Below are 19,050 nucleotides of genomic sequence, written 5' to 3'. Positions count from 1 at the left end.
GCCGCCCACGCTCTCGGGCGCGCGATGCTGCTCTGCGGCGGTGCCGGCGGGCGGCCATCGCCCCGAAGCCGCAACCCGGCGCCATCGACGATGCCGTTGCGCAACTCCGCGGATACTCGCCGACATCTGCGGAAAGATGGCCGTCGAGCGCAATTTATTAATGTTCCTCAGGGTTAATTTCCGCCGTCAGGCGCCGGCGTCCGAACCGGCCTGTGGAGACCTTGCATGCGTTCCTATCGGCTCAATCCCGTCGGCTGGACGATCGGGACCAAGATCAGCGTCATCATGGCTCTGATGTTGCTACCCATGCTGCATCTGGGCCTGCTCTTCGTTCAGGCCGTGCGCAAGGACGTCGATTTCTCCTCCAAGGAGTTGCAGGGCGCCGCCGTGATCGAGCAGGTCTGGCCGTCCTATGCCCAGCTTCTGCAGCCGCAATCGCTTCGCAAGCCCCTGCCCGAGGGGGGCGATTTCGACGCCATGATCCGCGACTTCAAGGCCGAGGAGGCCGTCGCGGCGTTCCGCAAGGCGCTGACCTCGCCAGGCGGCGTCATGGAGGCGGGCGCCACCGGCCAGTCAGCGATCCAGAAGGTGGCCGACGGCTCCAACCTCACGCTCGATCCGGATGTCGATTCCTATTACATGATGGACCTCGTTACGGTCCGTATTCCCGAATTCGCGCTCGCCCGCGCGCAGTTGGCCGCCGCCATGCATCTCTTCGTCGCCGGCGGCAAGCCGGGCGCGACGGAGCGGGATGCGCTGGTGCGGGCCGATACGCGCATCGATCTCGCCTTGGCCGCCGTCCGTTCATCCATGGCCTCGGGCATCGCCGGGAACGAGGATGGGCTGGTGAAGAAGGGTCTCGCAGAACCTTCCCGCGCCTTCTTCGCCGCCATCGATACCAGCTCCAGGCTCGTCGACGCCACGCGCGCGGCCGTGATGTCCGGCAGCGCGCTCAAGGTCGGTCTGGCCGAGCTCGACTGGAGCGACGAGGAGCTGGCCCGCGCGACCGACGCCCTCTGGAAAGCGGCCAATGGCGAGATGAAGCGGCTGATCGGCATCCGCGTCGAGGGCATGACGAGCAAGGCCCAGCGCGACGGGCTGATCGCCTGCGTCGGCGCGCTGATCGCCATCGCGGTGGCGCTCAGCTTCGCCCGCTCGGTGCGTCGCCCGATGGCCGACCTGATCGCGACGCTGCGGCGCTTCGCCGAAAACGACTTCCAGAGCCCGGTGCCGCATGTCGAGCTCACCAACGAGATCGGCGAGATCGCCCAGGCGCTGCAACGTACCCAGACCGATGCCGGGCGCACCGCGCTGACCATCGCGGCGATGAACCAGTCGCCCACCCAGCTGATGATCACCGATCCCGAAGAAAAGGTGATCTTCATCAGCGAGGCACTGACCGCGACGCTGAGGCGGCTCGAGCCGGTGTTCCGGCAGGGCGACCCATCCTTCTCCGTCGATGCGATGATGGGCCGGCATATCGACTATTACCGCACCAATTCGCAGCTGAAGCGCGATGTTCTGGTCGATGACGGCATACAGCGGCGGCTGCGCTACGCGATCGACGGGCAGGTCATCCTCGTGGATCTGGCCTATATCTATCAAGCCGATGGCGAGCGCGTCGGCCATACGATGATCTGGCGCAACGTCACGGAAGAATTGCTCGGCGAGGCGCAGGTCGCCGCCGTGGTGGCCGCGGCGCAGCAGGGCGATTTCTCGGGCAGGCTCGACCTTGCGGGCAAGGATGGTTTCGTGCGCGAGATCGCTACCGGGCTCAACAATGTCTCGGCATTGGTCGAGCAGGCGACCGGCGAATTCGCCGAGGTGATGGCCGCCGTCGCCAAGGGCGATCTGACGCGGCAGATCACCGGGAATCATGCCGGGGTGCTGGGCTCGCTCAGCCGCAGCATCAACGAGACGGTCGATCGCCTCTCGGCGACGGTGGCGACGATCCAGAGCACGGCCGCCGATGTCGGCCTGGCGTCGCGCGAGATCAAGACCGGCTCCGACGACCTGTCGAAGCGCACGGAGGAGCAGGCGAGCTCGCTGGAGGAGACGGCGGCGACGACCGAACAGCTTGCGGCGAGCGTCAAGGCTTCGGCCCAGAATTCGCGGGCGGCGGCGCGCATCGCCGAGGAGGCGATGCAGTCGGCGCAGTCGGGCGGCGCCATCGCCGGCCAGGCCGTCGAGGCCATGGCCCGGATCGAGAGCGCCTCCCAGAAGATCTCCGATATCATCCGCGTGATCGACGACATCGCCTTCCAGACCAACCTGCTCGCCCTCAACGCGGCAGTGGAAGCGGCGCGCGCCGGCGATGCCGGCAAGGGCTTCGCCGTCGTCGCCTCGGAGGTGCGGACCCTCGCGCAACGTTCCAGCGAGGCCGCCAAGGACATCGCAGCGCTGATCTCCTCCTCCAACAGCGAGGTCGAGGGCGGCGTGAAGCTGGTGCGCCAGGCCGGCGAGCAGCTCAGCCAGATCCTCGCCGCGTCGCAGAAGGTGGCGGCGACCATCGCCGACATCTCGACCGCATCCGGCGAGCAATCGAACGGCATCGACGAAATGAGCCAGGCTGTGGCGCATCTCGACGAGATGACTCAGCAGAACGCCGCTCTCGCCGAAGAGAGTGCAGCCTCGGCCAATGCCCTCTCCGACCGCATCGGCCAGCTCAACGATCTCGTCGCAGGGTTCCGCACCCATGGTGCGGCGCTGCCGGCCGCGCCGAACGAGCCGGCCCGGCTTCGCGAGATGGCCGCCGCCGCCTTCAGCACCGCGCCTGCCCCGCGCCGGCCTGCCGCCAAACCCGTCGAGCCGCCTCGGCCGGCGCCGCGCAAGGTCGCCACTGGCGGCAGCGACCATGGCTGGGAAGAGTTTTAGAGTACGCTGGGTTCTCGCGGAAACACCCCGTCAGCCGGGGCTTGCCCCGGGATCCATGGGAAGGCTCCGTCGCCCTGCGATGGATCCCGGAGCGGCGCTGCTTCGCAGCTTGTCCGGGATGACGGTCTGGTTCCGTGCAAAACCAGTACGCTCTCGCGTCTGGTGATGGGGCGGCGCTCCGTCATCTGCATCACCCCACCGACCGGTGCGCATCAACGCCAACCCCAGCAAAAAGCCGCCCGGATCGCTCCGGGCGGCTCTTGCAATGCGTGACGGGTCGGCTCAGCGCCCGCCGCCGAGCAGCGGCGACCAGGTCGGGTCCGAGGCATAGGCGGGGGTGGGGACAGGGACTTCGACACGGCCGGTGATGTCGACCATGTAGAGCTTGCCGCCGGTCTCGCCGCCCGGGTCGCGGAAGAACATGATGTACTGGCCGTTCGGCGCCCAGTTCGGCGCCTCGTTGTGGAAGCCCTCGGTGAGGATGCGCTCTCCCGAGCCATCGGGGCGCATCACGCCGATGCCGAAGCCATTCGCACTCTGGCGGGTGAAGGCGATCAGGTCGCCCCGGGGCGACCAGCTCGGCTGCGAATAGCGGCCCTGGCCGAAGGAGATGCGCTGGCCTTCGCCCCCGCCGGCCCCCATGACGTAAAGCTGCTGCGAGCCGCCGCGGTCGCTCTCGAAGACGATCTTGGAGCCGTCCGGCGCATAGGAGGGGGAGGTATCGATCGCAGCCGTCGAGGTCAGGCGCTGCGTGGTGCGAGAGCCGATATCGATGGCGTAGAGATTGGCGTTGCCGCCCTGCTGGAGCGAGAGCACCACGCGCTGGCCGTTGGGGGCGAAGCGCGGGCTCGAGGTCATGTCGGGGAAGTTGCCGACGATCTGGCGCTGGCCGGTCTCGATGTTCAACACCTGTACCCGTGGCTGCTCGCCGAGCCGCTGGGTCATGAAGGCCACCTCCTGGCTCACCGGCGAATAGCGCGGCGTCACCACCGAGATGTCGCCATTGGTGAGGTAGCGCACATTTGCGCCGTCCTGATCCATGATGGCGAGGCGCTTGCGACGGTTCTCCTTGGTGCCGGACTCGTCGACGAAGACGACGCGGGTGTCGAAGAAGCCGCCGAGCCCGGTGACCTTCGAGAAGATCGCGTCGGAAATGATATGGCCGACACGGCGGGCATTGCTCGGATCGGTGAAATATTGCTGGCCATCGGTCTGGGTGCCGGTGGCGACGTCCCAGAGGCGGAACTCGGCGCGGATGCGGCCGGCATCGCGCGAGACGCGGCCGGTGACGAGAGCCTGCACGCCCGATGCCTGCCAGGCCTGGAACTGCGGAGCGGCGTCAAAAGGCGGGTTCTTCTCGGGAAAGCGCGCCTTGTCGACCGGCAGGAAGTAGCCGCAGCGCTTCAGATTGTTGGTGATGACCCCGGACACCAGGATGCCACCCTCGCCAGCGAAATCGGCGATCGCGATGGGCATGGGCTGGAAGGTGCCACCGCGCAGGTCGATCACCAGCTCGGCTTTCGCTGCCGCCGGGACGAGCAGGCTCGCGCCCGCCATGGCGAGCAGGCCGCGCCGGGTCGGCGCTGCCGTGAGGAAGGGGAGGGGGTTGCGGTCGATCAGGGTCACAGCACGTCCGGTCACAGCACGTCCCTTGCGTCGAAATTGACGACGACATCGCGCCAGTCGTCGTAATAGGCGGCGAATTGAGCCGGGATGCGCAAAGGCGCGCAGCGGCGGGTGGCGGTCAGCGCCGAGTCGGCGGCGACACGAAAGAGCGGATCGGCGGAGGAGTTGATGACGCCGGGCTGGCCGGCGAGCGAGCCGTCCGTGTTGAGCTTCATGCGGACTGACGGAACGACATTGGCCCCGCCGCGCGCATTGGCGAGCGCGATCGGCACGTTCCAGCATTTCAGGAGCTGGTCCTGGATGATGCCGACGAGCTGGGCGCGCAGCGACGGGCTGAGCTTCTGCGACGAGCCCGTCTGGGTGCCGAGCGAGGCGGTGCGGTTGATCTGCGGCGCCGAGGAGCCGGTGGACTGGGCCTTCTCCTTCGACTGCAGCAGGCGCTCGATGTCGCTGGCGTTGAAATTCTTGGCGATCTGCGCCTCGCGCTTCGCCTTGGCTTCCGCCTCCTGCTTGGCCTTCGCCTCGGCGGCGAGCTTGGCCTTCTGCTCGGCCTCCGCCTTGGCCTTGGCCGCGGCCTCGGCCTGCTGCTTCGCCAGCTTCTCGGCTTCCGCCTTGGCGAGCGCGTCGGCCTTGGCCTTGGCCTCCGCCTTAGCCTTGGCCTGCTGGGCGTCGGCTTCGGCCTTCGCCTTGGCCGCGGCCTTGGCTTCCTCCTCGGCCTGCTTGGCCTTGGAGGCGAGTTCGGCCTCGGCGGCGAGCCTGGCGAGCTCCTCGCGCTTCTGCTCGGCCTCGCGGGCGGCGGCGGCCTCGCTCTTCTGCGGGGGCTGCTTGACCGGCTCGGGCGGCTTGACCTCGGGCTTGGGCTGCTCGACCGGGCGGGCGGGCGGGAGCGGGGCGGAGGCGTTGTCGTCGGCGGTCTTCAACTCGACCGGCCGAGAGGGCGGGGCCGGGGTATCGACCTTGGCCTCGCCGGCCTCCTTGCGCTCGACCGCCTCGGACTGGCGCTCGGCGCGCGGCTGCGGCTTCTCCTGGACCTTCTCGGCGTTGCGCTCGCCGCGCGTCACCTGATTCAGCGCATTCGGGTCGACCAGCTCGACCGCGATCGCCTCCTGATGCTCCGGAAGCGGCGCAGGCGACGAGAACGCCAAAAGCCCCACGACGAGCGCCGTCGTGTGGCCCAGCGCCGACACCAGCCAGCCAGGTTCGGAGGTCGAAAGCTTCACGCGACGAATGTCCTCGGCGTTCCTTTGGGGTTCAGCGGGCGCTCGGCTCGGTCACCAGTGCGACCCGCTTGAAGCCGGCGGCGGTGATCGTCGACATCACCGAGGCGACGCGGCCGTAATCGACCTGCTTGTCGCCGCGGACATAAATGCGCTCGTCGAAGCCCTGCTTGGACAGAGCCTGCAATTTCGAGGCGAGATCCGGCTCCAGCGTCGGCTCGTCCTGCAGGAAGATCTGGCCCTTGCTGTCGATCGCGACGGTCACCGGCTTCTGGTCGACATTGATCGGCTTGGCGCCGGTCTGCGGCAGATCGAGCGGCACGCCGGTCGCGATCAGCGGCGCGGCGACCATGAAGATGATGAGCAACACCAGCATGACGTCGATGAAGGGCGTCATGTTGATCTCGGCGATGGCGCGGTGGCGGCGCGAGCGCCGGCCCCGGCGCCCTCCGCCCTGGCCACCTGCTGCTGCGGACATTCCCATCGGTCAGATCCTCACGCGGCCATGCGTTCGTCGATCTGCCGCGAGAGGATCGCGGAGAATTCGTCGGCGAAGCCTTCCAGCCGGCCCTGGGCCTTGGCGACGTCGGCTTGCAGGCGGTTATAGGCGATGAGCGCCGGAATGGCGGCGAAGAGGCCGATGGCGGTGGCGAACAGCGCCTCGGCAATGCCCGGCGCGACCACGGCCAGAGACGAGTTCTTGGAGACGGCGATGGCGGTAAAGGAGGTCATGATGCCCCAGACCGTGCCGAACAGGCCGATGAACGGGGCCGCCGAAGCGATGGTGGAGAGCACCAGCAGCCGCGACTCCAGGCGCTCGGTCTCGCGCTGGATGGTGACGTCCAGCACCTTGTCGATGCGCTGCGACAGGCTGGCGACGGAGCGCCCGCCATTCTCGAAGGAGCGCTTCCACTCCCGCATCGCGGCGACGAAGACGGCGGCCATGTCGTTGACCGGCTTGCTGGCGAGGTCGCGGTAAAGCTCCTCCAGCGAACGGCCGGACCAGAAAACCTCCTCGAAGGCATCCATGTCCCGGCGGGTGCGACGGTAGAGCAGCGTCTTGTCGACGATGATCGACCAGCACCAGATCGAGGCGCCGATCAGCCCGATCATCACCAGCTTGACGACGATATGGGCGTGCCAGAACAGCGTCCAGAACGACATGTCGATCTGCGGCGCGGCCTGCGCGACATCCGCGGGGTTCATCCTGTCATCCTTCCAACCAGGCGGCGCGTCAGGGAGCCCACCTGTCGGATGGCTCCGGTCCAAACCCCGCCGCTCGCGCCGCGGGAGACCCACGCCGCCGCCCGTTTTGCGATCCGGGGACATGCCGTGCCCCCTCTTTCACGCGCGAATCCGGCGAAAGATGGGCCGAAACGGGGTTTCCCACGGAACACATGCTCCGCATCGAGTTAAGCTCCCGGCAAGGTTAATGTCGGGTATACGAGGGGCGGCTTTCGCGGATAGGCCGGCATGCAAAAGCCCGCCCCGGATGCCGGGGCGGGCTCTCGTTTCTCTCCAGCATGATCCGAGGGCATCGTGACCGCGTCTCTTCGGACGCGCGACGATCTCAGCTGCTCGACGGCGCGGGCTCAAGCCGCGTCGGGCTGGGCCGGGCGCTCGGCCGGCGGGTTGTTGCGGCGCTCGGCCATGAACTGGTCGAACTCGGCCTTGTCGCGGGCCATGCGCAAGCGGGCGAGGAAGTCCTGGAACTCCTTCTGCTCGTCCTCCAGGCGGCGCAGCGTCTCCTGACGATACTCGTCGAAGGCGTGGTTGCCGCTGGAGGGGCCGCGGCCCCAGCCGCCGAACCCGCCGCCGAAGCCCTCGCGGCCCCCCATGCGCTCGCGCATGCGGTCCATCTTGGCCTGCAGCCGGCTCATCCGGTGCTCGTATCGGTCTCCGCTGAATCCGCAACCCATGCGTCCACTCCAGTAAGTAAAGGCCAGGGTCGCCAGACCCAGCGGCCACCACAGCACGAAGCCGAGAATCGCGAAGGCGATCCAGGCTCCCTTTCCGTATTCATCGAGCTTGGCGACGATCGGCATTGTCCTCCTCCGGGTGACCGACGTGAATGTAAATCACATTTACATATGTGGGCGCGAGGGGCCCGCTTGTCAAGACGGATGCGCAGGCTGCTTCAGGCGGAGGGGGGCGAGGCCTGGCCGGGCGCGAGGCCGAGGCCCTGAAGGTAGATCAGCATGCCGGCCTCCAGCAGTTCGGCCGCTGACATCGGCAATGGGCGGCGGCCACCATCGGCGCGGCCGAACAGGGCGGCGATGCCGTGCGACATCGCCCAGATGTGCAGCGCCATCATCAGCGCCGGCGGGCGCTTGCCGGCCGGCAGTCTCGCGATCAGCGCCTCGGCCGCCTGGCGCAGATCGGCGAAGGCCCGGTCGGCGGCGGCGCGCAGGGCGGGGCTGGCATCCAGCGGCACGCCGGCTTCGAACATCGCCGAATAATAGGCCGGCTCGTCATGCGCGAAGGTCAGATAAGCCCGGCCGAGCCGGTGAAAGGCGGCCTCCGGGTCGGGCCGGCCCTGATCCCAGGCCCTGGACAGAGCCTGCTGAAAAGCCTCGAAGCCGCGCGTGGCGACATCGGCCAGCAGCTCGTCCCGGTCGCGGAAATGGCGATAGGGCGCGGCGGGGCTCACGCCGGCCATACGCGCAGCCTCGGCGAAGGTGAAGCCGTTGGGGCCCTTTTCGCCGATCAGGCCGAGCGCGGCCTTGACCAGCTCTTCCTTGAGATTGCCATGGTGATAGCCGCGTGGCGTTTCGGGGCGGTCGCGCTTCCAGCTCATGTGAGGAGCGCTAACATGGGGCGGCTGGCGCGTCGATGGATTCGGCAGAGGGCCCTACTCGCCGAGCATCAGCCGCTTGCGCAACCCGTCCGGAATACGGCGGGCCCGGCCGCCGCCGACGCAGGCGACCTTGACCTCAGCCGTCACCAGCACCTCCTCGCCGCGCAGCACGCGCTGCTCCAGATCCATGGTGGCGCCGCGCGCCTCGACCGAGCGGGTCTCGACCGTCAGCAGATCGTCCATCACGGCAGGCCGCAGGAAATCGATCGTCATCTTGCGGACAGCGAATCCCAGGGCCGTCTCGCCGTCGAACAACTCGCGCTGCTCGACGCCGAGCGCCCGGATCAGTTCCGTCCGGCCGCGTTCCATGAAGCGCAGATAGGAGGCGTGATAGACGACGCCGGAGAAATCGGTGTCTTCGTAATAGACGCGGACGGGCAGGGTGTGGGGCTGGTTCATCAGGCGCTTTTCTCCCGTCCTGAAGCCTTAGTCCATGGCGCTTTCGCTCGGGAAGAGCCGCGCCTGCGACGATTTCTCCCGGAACGGCTGACCGCGACGTGGCGTTGCCCAAAGGTCAGTAACGATAAGGAGGCCGATCATGGCTCAATCGACCAAGGCGACCGCGAGGCTGCTGGACAAGACCGAAGCCGAGTTCGTCGAGCGCACCCAAAGGAGCACGATCGTCACGCTCTCCGATCAGGAGTTGCGGGAGCTGGGCGCGCAGCTGCGCCAGCGTCGCGACAAGGCGCGGGATGCGGCGCGGCGCCAGAAGCGCGAAATGCGCGGCAAGGCCGAGCCGAGGGGCGCGCGCGCCGTGAGCGACAACAGTGGGACCAAAGCGAAAGCCGATGCCCTGACGGCCGCGCTGAAGCGCATCGGCGCCGAGAGCACACGGCGGGCGCAAAAGCAGAAGGCGCCGAGCCAACGCAGCCTTGCGCGCAAGGCGCTCGCCGCCAAGCAGCGCCAGACCGCGCGGGAGCGGCCGACCACCCGCACGGCCGGTGAAGGGATGAGGCCGATCGGCAATCCGAAAGCGGCGAAATCCGGCGCATTGAACGACGCCGGCGCCCGCCCGGCCATGATGCGCTCGAAAATCGCGCGTCGCTGATCCCTCTTTCGGGGAGGGAGGCCAGGGCTTCAGGCCTCGTCCTCCTCCCCGCCGAAAAGCCCGAACTGCGCGCTTTCCCGCGAGGGCTCGGGCATGCCGAGATGGCGGAAGGCGTGGGGGGTGAGGAGGCGTCCGCGCGGGGTGCGCTGGATGAAGCCCTGCTGGAGCAGGAAGGGCTCGATGATCTCCTCGATCGCGTCGCGCGGCTCGGAGAGCGAGGCGGCGATGGTTTCGATCCCCACCGGGCCGCCGCCGAAGTTGACGGCGACCGTGGTGAGATAGCGCCGGTCCATCTGGTCGAGGCCGATCGGGTCGACATCCAGCAGGGACAACGCCTTGTCGGCGACCTTGCGGGTGACGATCGGGTCGCCGTCGACGATGGCGAAATCGCGCACGCGCCGGAGCAGGCGCCCGGCGATGCGCGGCGTCCCTCTGGAGCGCTTGGCGACCTCGTTGGCGCCGTCATCCGACATCGGCACGCCGAGCACGCGGGCGCCGCGCGCGACGATGCCCTGCAACTCCTCCACCGTGTAGAACTGCAGGCGGATCGGGATGCCGAAGCGGTCGCGCAGGGGCGTGGTCAAAAGGCCGGCGCGGGTCGTGGCGCCGACGAGGGTGAATTTCGGCAGGTCGATCTTGACCGAGCGGGCGGCCGGGCCTTCGCCGATGATCAGGTCGAGCTGGTAATCCTCCATGGCCGGATAGAGGATTTCCTCCACCGCCGGGTTGAGGCGGTGGATCTCGTCGATGAAGAGCACGTCGCGCTCTTCCAGATTGGTGAGCTGGGCGGCGAGATCGCCGGCCTTGGCAATCACCGGCCCGGAGGTCGAGCGGAAATTGACGCCGAGCTCGCGCGCCACGATCTGCGCCAGCGTGGTCTTGCCGAGCCCCGGCGGGCCGACGAAGAGGACGTGGTCGAGCGCATCGCCCCGGCTCTTGGCAGCGTTGATGAAGACCTGGAGATTGGCGCGTGCCGCCGCCTGGCCGGTGAAATCCGACAGGGAGAGCGGCCGCAGCGAGGTCTCGCCGTCGTCGTCGCGCTTTTCGGCGGAGAGGAGGCCGGGGCGCTTGGGGTCGCTCACAGCGCGATCTCCAGTTCCAGCGCGTCGTGGATGGGGATGCCCTTGTAGCCCGTCTCGATGACCGTCGGCACCATCGAGCGATAGGCGTCGATCGCCTCCAGATAAAGCCCCGAGAGGCGGAAGCCGCGGCGCTGATAAAGGGTGAGGCCGGGCATGTTGTCGTTGGTGACCATCGCCTTGAGCTTGCGGGCGCCGGCTTTGCGGGCGGCTTCGATTACCGATTCCAGCATGCGGATGGCGACGCCTTCGCCGGGCTTCAGCGAATGGAGCGCGCAGAGATAGGCGTTGTCGCCTCGCATCGTCCAGCTCGCCAGCGCGGCCGTGCTGCCGTCGGGCGCAAAGAGGCCGAGCGCATCGATCTCGGCGACGTCGTAGACATGCAGGTCGATCATCATGCTGTGCGAGCCCCAGGCCGCCATCATGATGGCCAGCAATTCGCTCTTGTCGGTGACTTCGCGCAATTCGAAGCTCGCCGGGTCCGCATCTGCGACCACTGCCGGTCCCTTGCCGTGTCGAAGAGTGGGCTGGCGGCTCATTTCGCCAATTCCTTCAGGCCGAGCCGGATGAGCTGGGCGGTGCCGGCCCCGTCTTCCGCCGCCTTCGCCGCAGCCGCGACCGCGGCCATGGCCTGCGCCTGCGGATAGCCGAGATTGACGAGCGCCGAGACGGCATCGGCGATCGGCTGAGGCAGCTTCTTCTCCTCCATCGCACCGGAAAGCTGGGCGAGATGCGGATCGACATGGCCGAAGGCGGGGGCCTTGTCCTTGAGTTCCGCGCAGAGGCGCTGGGCAAGCTTGGGGCCGACGCCGGGGGCACGGGCGATGGCGGTTTTGTCATTGGTGGCGATCGCGGTGGCGAGCCCGCCGGGATCGAGCGTCGAAAGGATGGCGAGCGCGACCTTGGCGCCGACGCCCTGCACCACCTGCATCAGGCGGAACCAGTCGCGCTCGGCATCGGACATGAAGCCGTAGAGCCGGATCGCATCCTCGCGCACATGGGTCTCGATCGACAGCACCGCGGCTTCCCCGGGGCCCGGCAGGCGCTGCAGCGTGCGCGAGGAGCATTGCACGACATAGCCGACGCCCTGCACGTCGATGATGACGTGATCCTCGCCATAGGAATCGATCAACCCCTTGAGTTTGCCGATCATCGCCGCCTACCCCGCCACCTTCATCTGCGCCACGAGCGCCCGCATGCCGCGATGCTGGGCGTGGCAGATCGCGACCGCGAGCGCGTCCGCCGCGTCGGCAGAGCTCGTCTCGGCCTTGGGCAGCAGGACGCGGATCATCGCCTGCACCTGCTTCTTGTCGGCATGGCCGACGCCGACCACGGTCTTCTTGACGAGATTGGCGGCGTATTCGGCGACATCCAGCCCGGCCAGCGCCGGCACGACGAGGGCGATGCCGCGCGCCTGGCCGAGCTTCAGGGCCGATTGCGGGTCGCGGTTAATGAAGGTCTCCTCCACCGCGGCCTCATGCGGCTTCTGGGTCGCGATGACGCGCTGGAGCCCGTCATGGAGTTGGCGCAGGCGTTCGGCGAGCGGGGCCGCGCCATCGCTCTCGATGCAGCCGCAAGCGAGGAAGGAGAGCTTGCTGCCCTCCGAGACGACGACGCCCCAGCCGGTCTTGCGAAGTCCGGGGTCGATGCCGAGAATGCGAATCGGTGGGGCCATGAGGCGGCAACCTAGCTTGTGGACACGCTTTGTTCCATGCCGACCCCTAACGATCCCCTTCCAATCGCGCCTGACCGATCAAACCCGTTCATCGCTCGCATCAACCCGACGGGGGTTGTCGCCGGTCGCATCAGGCTGTTGAAGCGAGATCGCTTCCCTCCGCCGCATCGGCCCGCATGACCGCCCTCCTCAGCTTCCTCTTTCCGGGCCTCTCCGCAGAAGGTGTCGCGGTTCTCGTCGGCGCGACACTGCTGGGCGGCATCGTGCGGGGCTTTACCGGCTTCGGCTTCGCGATGGTGTTCATGCCGCTCGCCTCGGTCGTGCTCGGGCCGGTCGCGGCGCTCGGCCTGATCTGGTTCATCGATCTGCCTTTCGCCCTGCCGATCGCGCTGCGCAATGCGAGGCAGGCGGAGTGGGGTGAGGTGGCGCCTCTGCTGCTGACCGCGACGCTGGCGCTGCCGGCCGGCATCTGGCTGCTGATCTGGCTCGACCGGGAGACGATGCGCTGGATTCTCGCCGGGCTGATCTTCCTGGCGGTCGCGCTGATGGCGTCGGGCTGGCGCTATCACGGGCGGCCGGGCGTGCCGCTTTCGCTGGGGGTGGGGGCGCTGTCGGGGCTCTTCAACGGCATGGCCTCGATCGGCGGGATGCCGCTCGCCGTGTTCTGGCTCGGCGCGCAGCGCAACGACCGGCACAAGACCCGCGCCAATCTCCAGACCTTCTTCGGGGTCTCGACGCTGGTCAGCGGCGCGATCCTGTGGCGGAGCGGCATCCTGACCGTGACCGCGCTGACCACGGCGCTGCCGCTGATGGCGGTCTACGGCTGCGGCATGTGGGCGGGGACACATGGCTTCCGGCTGGCGAGCGAGATCACCTTCCGCCGCATCGCCTATGCGGTGATCTTCCTGAGCGCGCTGGTCAGCCTGCCGCTGTGGGACGGGCTGCTGGGGCGGTAGCGCCGCGTTTCACGGCTCCTCAGGATGAGGGCCGAGACAGACAGCCCGACTCAGCCCAGCTTGGCCATGATCTCGTCGGAAATCTCGAAATTGGCGAAGACGTTCTGGACGTCGTCGTCATTGTCGAGCGCTTCCATCAGCCGCATCATCGAGGCGGCCTTGTCCTCGTCGAGCGGGGCGGAGGTCGTCGGCCGCCAGACGGGCTTGGCGGAGGAGGCCTCGCCGAGCGAGGCTTCGAGCGCCTTCGAGACTTCGTTCAGGCTGTCGAAGGCGCACAGGATGGTGTGGCCGTTCTCGTCTGTGATCACATCGTCGGCGCCAGCCTCGATCGCCGCTTCCATCACCTTGTCGGCGTCGCCGGCTGATGGCGGATAGGTGATCTCGCCGACGCGGTTGAACATGAAGGAGACGGAGTTGCTCTCGCCGAGCGCGCCGCCCGATTTGGTGAAGTAGGAGCGGACGGCCGAGGCGGTGCGGTTGCGGTTGTCGGTCAGTGCCTCGACGATGACGGCGGCGCCGCCGGGGCCGTAACCCTCGTAGCGGACCTCGTCATAATTCTCGCCTTCGGCCGCGGTCGCCTTGTTGATGGCGCGCTGGATGTTGTCCTTGGGCATGTTCTCGGCGCGCGCGGCCAGCACCGCCATGCGCAGGCGCGGATTCATGTTCGGGTCCGGCATGCCCATCTTGGCGGCGACGGTGATTTCGCGGGCCAGTTTCGAGAACAGCTTGGAGCGCACCGCATCCTGCTTGCCCTTGCGGTGCATGATGTTCTTGAACTGTGAATGGCCGGCCATGGGACTCCGTTGCCTTCTTGCGAGGTTGCGGATGGAAACGCTGCTGGAAGCGGGGCCTTATAGGCGCCGGCCGCGCCGGCACGCAAGCGGCGCGCGCGCTCAGGGGAGCCAGGGGCCGGGCAGGGCCTCGCCCAGATGCGGGCCGATGCGCACGGGCCAGACTGCTTTCGCCAGACCGGTGGCATCGTCGATCTCGACCGCGACGCCCGAGAGCGTGCCTTCGCCGGTCGCCGGTTCGAGGCGGGCACCCGGCGTCTTCTGCAGGAAACGGCGCACCGGCTCGTCCTTCTGCATGCCGAGGATCGAATCGTAATCGCCGCACATGCCGGCATCGGACTGGTAGGCGGTGCCGCCCGGCAGAATGCGCGTGTCGGAGGTGGGGACATGGGTATGGGTGCCGACGACGAGGCTGGCCCGGCCGTCCAGGAAATAGGCCATGGCCTGCTTCTCGCTCGTCGCCTCCGCATGGACGTCGACGACCACCGCGTCGGCGACCTCGCCCAGCGGGCAGGCGGAGAGTTCGCGCTCGGCCGCGGCGAAGGGATCGTCCAGCGCGTCCATGAACAGCCGGCCCATCACGTTCACCACCAGAACCCGGGCGCCGTTGCGGGCCTCGACCACCGCCGCGCCGCGGCCGGGCGTGCCGGGCGGATAATTGGCGGGGCGCACCAGGCGATCCTGCCGGGTGATGAAGACGAGCGCCTCGCGCTGGTCCCAGGAATGGTTGCCGAGCGTGACGACATCGGCGCCGGCCGCGAGGATCTCGTCGCAGATCGCCTCGGTGATGCCGAAGCCGCCGGCGGAATTCTCGCCGTTGATGACGACACAGTCGAGCTTCCAGGCCTCGCGAAGGGCCGGGAGGCGTTCCTGCACCGTGAGCCGGCCGGGGCGGCCGACGATGTCACCGAGGAAGAGAAGACGCATGAGGACTCCGGCCGGATCGAGCCCCCAGCTTCGCGAGCCCTCATTCTAAGGAGCCGCCGAAGGCGCGTCTCGAAGGATGATCCAGATGGTTCGGGAGCCTCCTGGAGCATCCTTCGGGACGCGGACTGGCGTCCGCTCCTCAGGATGAGGGCGGCTTGTCTGCCGCTCTCTGTCTCTCCGTGGCGCGAAAGCCCGGCGGAATCAACCGCAGCGGATGGTTTCGCGCTCGGTCACGATCCAGTCGAGGGCCCGGTCGTGCGGCTCGTCCGGCACGGCGTCGATTTCCTGCGCCGCATAGCCGAGGCCGATGCTGACGGTGGGGCCGAGTTCGCCGAGGGCGCGGTCGTAATAGCCCTTGCCGTAGCCGATGCGGTAGCCGCGCCGGTCGAAGGCGGCCAGCGGCACCAACAGGATGCGCGGCGCGGTCTCGGGCTGGCTCTCCGGCGGGACGAGCGTGCCGAAGCCCCCGGGCACGATCGGCTCATAGGGCGCCCAGCGGCGGAAGATCATTCGCCCGGTGACGATGGCCGGCAGGCAGAGCGGCAGGCCGAGGCGATGGAGGTCTTCGAGGATCGGCCGGGGATCGGCTTCCGAGCGCATGGGCCAATAGGCCGAAACCGGGCCGCCTTCGCCCCAGACGGGCAAGGCGAGCGCATGGGCGGCGATGGCCTGGTCCGCTTCGAGCCGGTCGTCGAGATCGATCGCGTCGCGGCGCGCGAGAGCCGCCTGACGCAGCGCCGCTTTGCGGGCCTGCTGCGAGGCGGCGGACAGGTCTGGCGACGTCGTCTTCGTCATGAAAGGCTGCGGAGCCACCTCGGCCGTGGAGTTTTGAATCCCGGGACACCTACTAAAGTAGGTGGGCGCCGTGTGTCCGGTTCCGATGGATCCGGTCAGGGACAGCTCCCTAGGGAGTCGTATGGGCCCGGGGAATGCTGTCTCTCACGCACCAGGCAGCCCCGCCATCGCAAGATAGGCGCCGCGCCGGCAAAGCGCCAGAGCGTTCTCGGAGCGGCGGTGGGAAATTTGCGCGCATGGCACCTTGTTTCATATTTTGGCCGTGCTGAGCGTCGCTATATGGTAGGCAGCGCCCGTTTCAGGAGACATTGTCTGTCAATGACCCGCACCAGCCTCGTCCGCTTTCTCGCCCGGCCCGCCTGGCCGGCCCTCGCGCTCGCGGCCGGCCTGATGGGCGCGAGCCTGCCTGCTGCTGCGCAGGATGCCGCCGATCTGCTCGTGCGCGTCACGCGGCTGGAAAACCAGCTGCGGCAGATGTCGGGCCAGATCGAGCAGCTGCAATTCGAGAACAAGCGGCTGACCGATCAGCTCAGCCGGTTTCAGCAGGATGTGGATTTCCGGTTGAACGAGAAGGGCGGTGCCCGGGCTCCGGCCGCGACCCCGCCGGCTGCCGGAACGGGCGCGCCGCAGCGCCAGCGTCGCAGCGACGCCTTCGATCCCGCGACCCGGCAGGGTGCCGCCGGTGCGCCGCAGGGGCTGGATGGCGGCATCGCCGGCATCATCGCGGAGGAGGGCCCGGCGATGGGCCAGCCGCTCGATCTGCAAGGCGTCGGCCGGCCGGTCGAGAACGGCGTCGCCGTGGCGCCGCGCGGGCAGAGCGTCGCCGCCGCCAGCGGCCCGGCCACGGCCAAGGACGCCTACGATTCCGCCTTCGCCGCCTTGAAGCGACGCGAATACGAGCAGGCCGAGATGGGCTTTCGCCAGTTCCTTCAGGCCTATCCGCGCGACCGGCTCGCCATCGACGCCACCTACTGGCTGGGCGAGAGCTACATGCAGCGGCAGCGCTACCGCGAGGCGGCCGAGCAGTTCCTGAAGATCTCGAAGGAGTCGCCGCGCTCGGCCAAGGCCCCGGACAGCCTGCTGAGGCTCGGCATGGCGCTGAACGGGCTCGGTGCCAAGGAGCAGGCCTGCGCCACCTATGCCAAGGTCGGCGTGGACTACCCCCAGGCCTCAACCTCGGTGCGCAGCGCGGTGGATCGCGAGCGCCGGCGCTCCGGCTGCGCTTGATCGCGGCCCCCGCCGCCACTGCCAGCCACACGCCGATCGGCCCCGCCGAGGCCGAGGCGCTGTTCCACGATCTGGCGGGCGAGGCCCGTCTCCTCTGCGCGGTGTCGGGCGGTCCGGATTCGACGGCGCTGCTGTGCCTGCTGAGCGACTGGGCGCACGGGCCCGGGCGGCCCCGCCTGCATGCGGCGACCGTCGATCATGGCTTGCGGCCGGAAGCGGGCGTGGAAGCCGAGACGGTGGGCAAATTGAGCGCAACCCTCGGCGTCGACCATGTCACGCTGCGCTGGGAGGGGCCCAAGCCGGCGAGCGCGCTGCAGGATGAAGCGCGCCGCGCCCGCTACGACCTCCTGACGCAGGAAGCGTCCCGCCTCGGCGGCGCGGTGATCGTCACCGCCCACACGCTCGACGACCAGGCCGAGACGGTGCTGATGCGGCTGGCGCATGGGTCGGGGCCGAGCGGGCTCGCGGGCATGCGCGGACGCAGCCGGCGAGGTGCGGCGCAGATCGCGCGGCCACTGCTCGGCATCCCGAAGGCGCGGCTGATCGCGACCCTGCGGGCGCGGCAGCTGCCATTCGTCGAGGATCCGAGCAACGCCGACCGCCGCTTTGAGCGCGTGCGCTGGCGCGCGCTCGCCCCGCTCCTGGCCGAGCACGGGCTGGATGCGGGCCGGCTCGGGTTGCTGGCGCGCAGGCTGGCGCGGCAGGAGGAGGCGCTGTGCGAGGCGGCCGACACGGCGCTGGCGAGGGCGAGGCTCTCCCCGAGCGTCGAAGGCGTGACGCGGCTCGCGCTCGAGGCGATCGCCGACGAACCTGAGGAGATCCTGCTGCGGGTGCTCGGGGCCGCGCTGCGCGAAACGGGGGGTGGCGGCGACCAACCCCGGCTCGAGCGGCTGGAGGCCTGCGCGGCCGCCCTGCTGCCGGCTCTGCGGGGGCGGCTCGCCATGCGGCGGACATTATCGGGCTGTATCCTTTCGCTCGATCGAGAGGGTGTGCTGACGATTCGGGCCGAAGGGCCGCGCAGGCGCGGCATTCACCCTGCGACATCATAGTTTGACGGGCGATGCGGTTTCCCCTGCGTTTCTCTTGGCAAGGGGCGGTGTCGCACCTAGATTGCTGTGCAGTGAAATCCAGGCCTCTTCCGGTTGGTCCCGGCAGGCCCGATCGGACTGGTGATGAATCCGAACTTCCGCAATTTCGCCCTTTGGGTGGTGCTCTTCCTGCTGGTTCTGGCGCTCGTCACCGCGTTCCAGCAACAGGGCCAGCGCACGAACAGCAACGAGATCCCTTACAGCCAGCTGATCAACGAAGCCGAGTCCGGCCGGATTTCGAGCGTCGTGGTCGCCGGGCAGGAGATCACCGGTGCCTTCTCGGATGGCCGCAGCTTCGTGACCTACGCGCCTTACGGCGATCCCACTCTGCTGCGGACCCTTGCGCAGAAGGGCGTCACGGTCTCCGCTAAGGCGCCGGCCGAAGGCACTCCCTGGTTCATGGCGCTGCTGCTGAATTCGCTGCCTTTCGTCATCTTCATCGGCCTGTGGATCTTCATGTCTCGCCAGATGCAGAACGGCGCCGGGCGGGCGATGGGCTTCGGCAAGTCCAAGGCCAAGCTTTTGACCGAGGCGCATGGGCGCGTGACCTTCGAGGATGTCGCGGGCATCGACGAGGCGAAGGAAGACCTGACCGAGATCGTCGAATTCCTGCGCGATCCGCAGAAGTTCCAGCGGCTGGGCGGGCGCATTCCGCGCGGCGTGCTGCTCGTCGGCCCTCCCGGCACCGGCAAGACGCTGACGGCGCGCGCCGTCGCGGGTGAAGCCAATGTGCCGTTCTTCACGATTTCGGGCTCGGACTTCGTCGAGATGTTCGTCGGCGTGGGCGCCAGCCGCGTGCGCGACATGTTCGAGCAGGCCAAGAAGAACGCGCCCTGCATCATCTTCATCGACGAGATCGACGCGGTCGGCCGCCATCGCGGCGCCGGCCT

At 68.4% G+C, this 19,050-nt stretch carries 20 protein-coding genes and 1 other RNA gene; 6 read left to right on the top strand and 15 right to left on the bottom strand.

The genetic code is table 11. The annotated features are described in order from the left end of the window. The first annotated feature begins 225 nt into the window (after window positions 1–225). Entirely contained in the window at window positions 226–2,874 is a 2,649-nt protein-coding gene (locus ACOJTB_RS20730; protein ID WP_420104415.1) for a methyl-accepting chemotaxis protein, read from the top strand. Between the two features lie 282 nt (window positions 2,875–3,156). Here the strand turns inward: ACOJTB_RS20730 and tolB are convergent, their stop codons facing one another. From tolB to ybgC, 7 genes are all read right to left on the bottom strand, one after another. After that, entirely contained in the window at window positions 3,157–4,515 is a 1,359-nt protein-coding gene (gene tolB / locus ACOJTB_RS20725) for a Tol-Pal system beta propeller repeat protein TolB (protein ID WP_420104414.1), read from the bottom strand. After that, window positions 4,512–5,720 carry a cell envelope integrity protein TolA gene (tolA, locus tag ACOJTB_RS20720; protein ID WP_420104413.1) on the bottom strand — a complete coding sequence of 403 codons (1,209 nt, stop codon included), beginning with the start codon at window positions 5,718–5,720 and terminating at the stop codon, window positions 4,512–4,514. Before tolA ends, tolB begins: the two co-directional genes overlap by 4 nt. Before the next feature lie 31 nt (window positions 5,721–5,751). Then, on the bottom strand, window positions 5,752–6,201 hold the full coding sequence (gene tolR / locus ACOJTB_RS20715; protein WP_420104412.1) for a protein TolR: 450 nt from the start codon (window positions 6,199–6,201) through the stop codon (window positions 5,752–5,754). Between the two features lie 11 nt (window positions 6,202–6,212). Beyond that, entirely contained in the window at window positions 6,213–6,923 is a 711-nt protein-coding gene (gene tolQ / locus ACOJTB_RS20710; RefSeq protein ID WP_420104411.1) for a protein TolQ, read from the bottom strand. A gap of 386 nt (window positions 6,924–7,309) precedes the next feature. Beyond that, window positions 7,310–7,762, bottom strand: a complete 453-nt coding sequence (locus tag ACOJTB_RS20705) for a DUF2852 domain-containing protein (protein ID WP_420104410.1) — start codon at window positions 7,760–7,762, stop codon at window positions 7,310–7,312. A gap of 92 nt (window positions 7,763–7,854) precedes the next feature. Next, entirely contained in the window at window positions 7,855–8,514 is a 660-nt protein-coding gene (locus tag ACOJTB_RS20700; protein WP_420104409.1) for a TetR/AcrR family transcriptional regulator, read from the bottom strand. Window positions 8,515–8,568: 54 nt separating this feature from the next. Beyond that, window positions 8,569–8,973 (bottom strand): tol-pal system-associated acyl-CoA thioesterase, encoded by a 405-nt coding sequence (gene ybgC, locus ACOJTB_RS20695; protein ID WP_420104408.1) that lies wholly within the window; start codon window positions 8,971–8,973, stop codon window positions 8,569–8,571. 139 nt (window positions 8,974–9,112) lie between these two features. Here ybgC and ACOJTB_RS20690 point away from each other — a divergent pair, with 139 nt between their 5' ends. Beyond that, window positions 9,113–9,622, top strand: a complete 510-nt coding sequence (locus ACOJTB_RS20690; protein WP_420104407.1) for a hypothetical protein — start codon at window positions 9,113–9,115, stop codon at window positions 9,620–9,622. 29 nt (window positions 9,623–9,651) lie between these two features. Here ACOJTB_RS20690 and ruvB read toward each other — a convergent pair whose 3' ends face one another. From ruvB to ruvC, 4 genes are read right to left on the bottom strand one after another with little or no spacing between them, the layout of a single operon-like run. Further along, window positions 9,652–10,704 (bottom strand): Holliday junction branch migration DNA helicase RuvB, encoded by a 1,053-nt coding sequence (gene ruvB, locus ACOJTB_RS20685; protein ID WP_420104406.1) that lies wholly within the window; start codon window positions 10,702–10,704, stop codon window positions 9,652–9,654. After that, window positions 10,701–11,240 carry a GNAT family N-acetyltransferase gene (locus ACOJTB_RS20680; protein WP_420104405.1) on the bottom strand — a complete coding sequence of 180 codons (540 nt, stop codon included), beginning with the start codon at window positions 11,238–11,240 and terminating at the stop codon, window positions 10,701–10,703. The genes ruvB and ACOJTB_RS20680 overlap by 4 nt, the downstream gene beginning before the upstream one ends. Then, window positions 11,237–11,854: a Holliday junction branch migration protein RuvA gene (ruvA, locus tag ACOJTB_RS20675; protein ID WP_420104404.1), complete on the bottom strand. Its 618-nt coding sequence runs from the start codon at window positions 11,852–11,854 to the stop codon at window positions 11,237–11,239. The genes ACOJTB_RS20680 and ruvA overlap by 4 nt, the downstream gene beginning before the upstream one ends. A 6-nt stretch (window positions 11,855–11,860) precedes the next feature. Next, entirely contained in the window at window positions 11,861–12,376 is a 516-nt protein-coding gene (gene ruvC, locus ACOJTB_RS20670) for a crossover junction endodeoxyribonuclease RuvC (protein ID WP_420104403.1), read from the bottom strand. Window positions 12,377–12,552: 176 nt separating this feature from the next. Between ruvC and ACOJTB_RS20665 the strand changes: the two genes are divergently transcribed. Next, window positions 12,553–13,332 carry a sulfite exporter TauE/SafE family protein gene (locus ACOJTB_RS20665; protein WP_420104402.1) on the top strand — a complete coding sequence of 260 codons (780 nt, stop codon included), beginning with the start codon at window positions 12,553–12,555 and terminating at the stop codon, window positions 13,330–13,332. A gap of 50 nt (window positions 13,333–13,382) precedes the next feature. Here the strand turns inward: ACOJTB_RS20665 and ACOJTB_RS20660 are convergent, their stop codons facing one another. The 4 genes from ACOJTB_RS20660 to ssrS all read right to left on the bottom strand — a co-directional run bounded on the left by ACOJTB_RS20660 (window position 13,383) and on the right by ssrS (window position 16,010). Beyond that, entirely contained in the window at window positions 13,383–14,126 is a 744-nt protein-coding gene (locus ACOJTB_RS20660) for a YebC/PmpR family DNA-binding transcriptional regulator (protein WP_420104401.1), read from the bottom strand. A 99-nt stretch (window positions 14,127–14,225) separates the two neighbouring features. After that, window positions 14,226–15,050 (bottom strand): TIGR00282 family metallophosphoesterase, encoded by an 825-nt coding sequence (locus ACOJTB_RS20655; protein ID WP_420104400.1) that lies wholly within the window; start codon window positions 15,048–15,050, stop codon window positions 14,226–14,228. Between the two features lie 201 nt (window positions 15,051–15,251). Next, on the bottom strand, window positions 15,252–15,845 hold the full coding sequence (locus tag ACOJTB_RS20650) for a 5-formyltetrahydrofolate cyclo-ligase (protein ID WP_420104399.1): 594 nt from the start codon (window positions 15,843–15,845) through the stop codon (window positions 15,252–15,254). A 7-nt stretch (window positions 15,846–15,852) separates the two neighbouring features. Then, window positions 15,853–16,010, bottom strand: a non-coding RNA gene (ssrS, locus tag ACOJTB_RS20645) — 6S RNA. A 153-nt stretch (window positions 16,011–16,163) separates the two neighbouring features. On the opposite strand from ssrS, the gene ybgF reads away from it, so the two are divergent. The 3 genes from ybgF to ACOJTB_RS20630 all read left to right on the top strand — a co-directional run. Then, window positions 16,164–17,072, top strand: a complete 909-nt coding sequence (ybgF, locus tag ACOJTB_RS20640) for a tol-pal system protein YbgF (RefSeq protein WP_420104398.1) — start codon at window positions 16,164–16,166, stop codon at window positions 17,070–17,072. Then, complete coding sequence (gene tilS / locus ACOJTB_RS20635) at window positions 17,069–18,121, top strand: tRNA lysidine(34) synthetase TilS (protein WP_420104397.1); 1,053 nt, start codon at window positions 17,069–17,071, stop codon at window positions 18,119–18,121. The genes ybgF and tilS overlap by 4 nt, the downstream gene beginning before the upstream one ends. A 123-nt stretch (window positions 18,122–18,244) precedes the next feature. Continuing rightward, a partial coding sequence (locus tag ACOJTB_RS20630; protein WP_420104396.1) for an ATP-dependent metallopeptidase FtsH/Yme1/Tma family protein occupies window positions 18,245–19,050 on the top strand: 806 nt, incomplete at its 3' end.

It is taken from the genome of Allobosea sp. (genome assembly GCF_048595345.1).
Taxonomy (GTDB): domain Bacteria; phylum Pseudomonadota; class Alphaproteobacteria; order Rhizobiales; family Beijerinckiaceae; genus Allobosea.
Note: the sequence above shows the minus strand (reverse complement) of the source record. Positions and strands in the feature narration are given on the sequence as shown.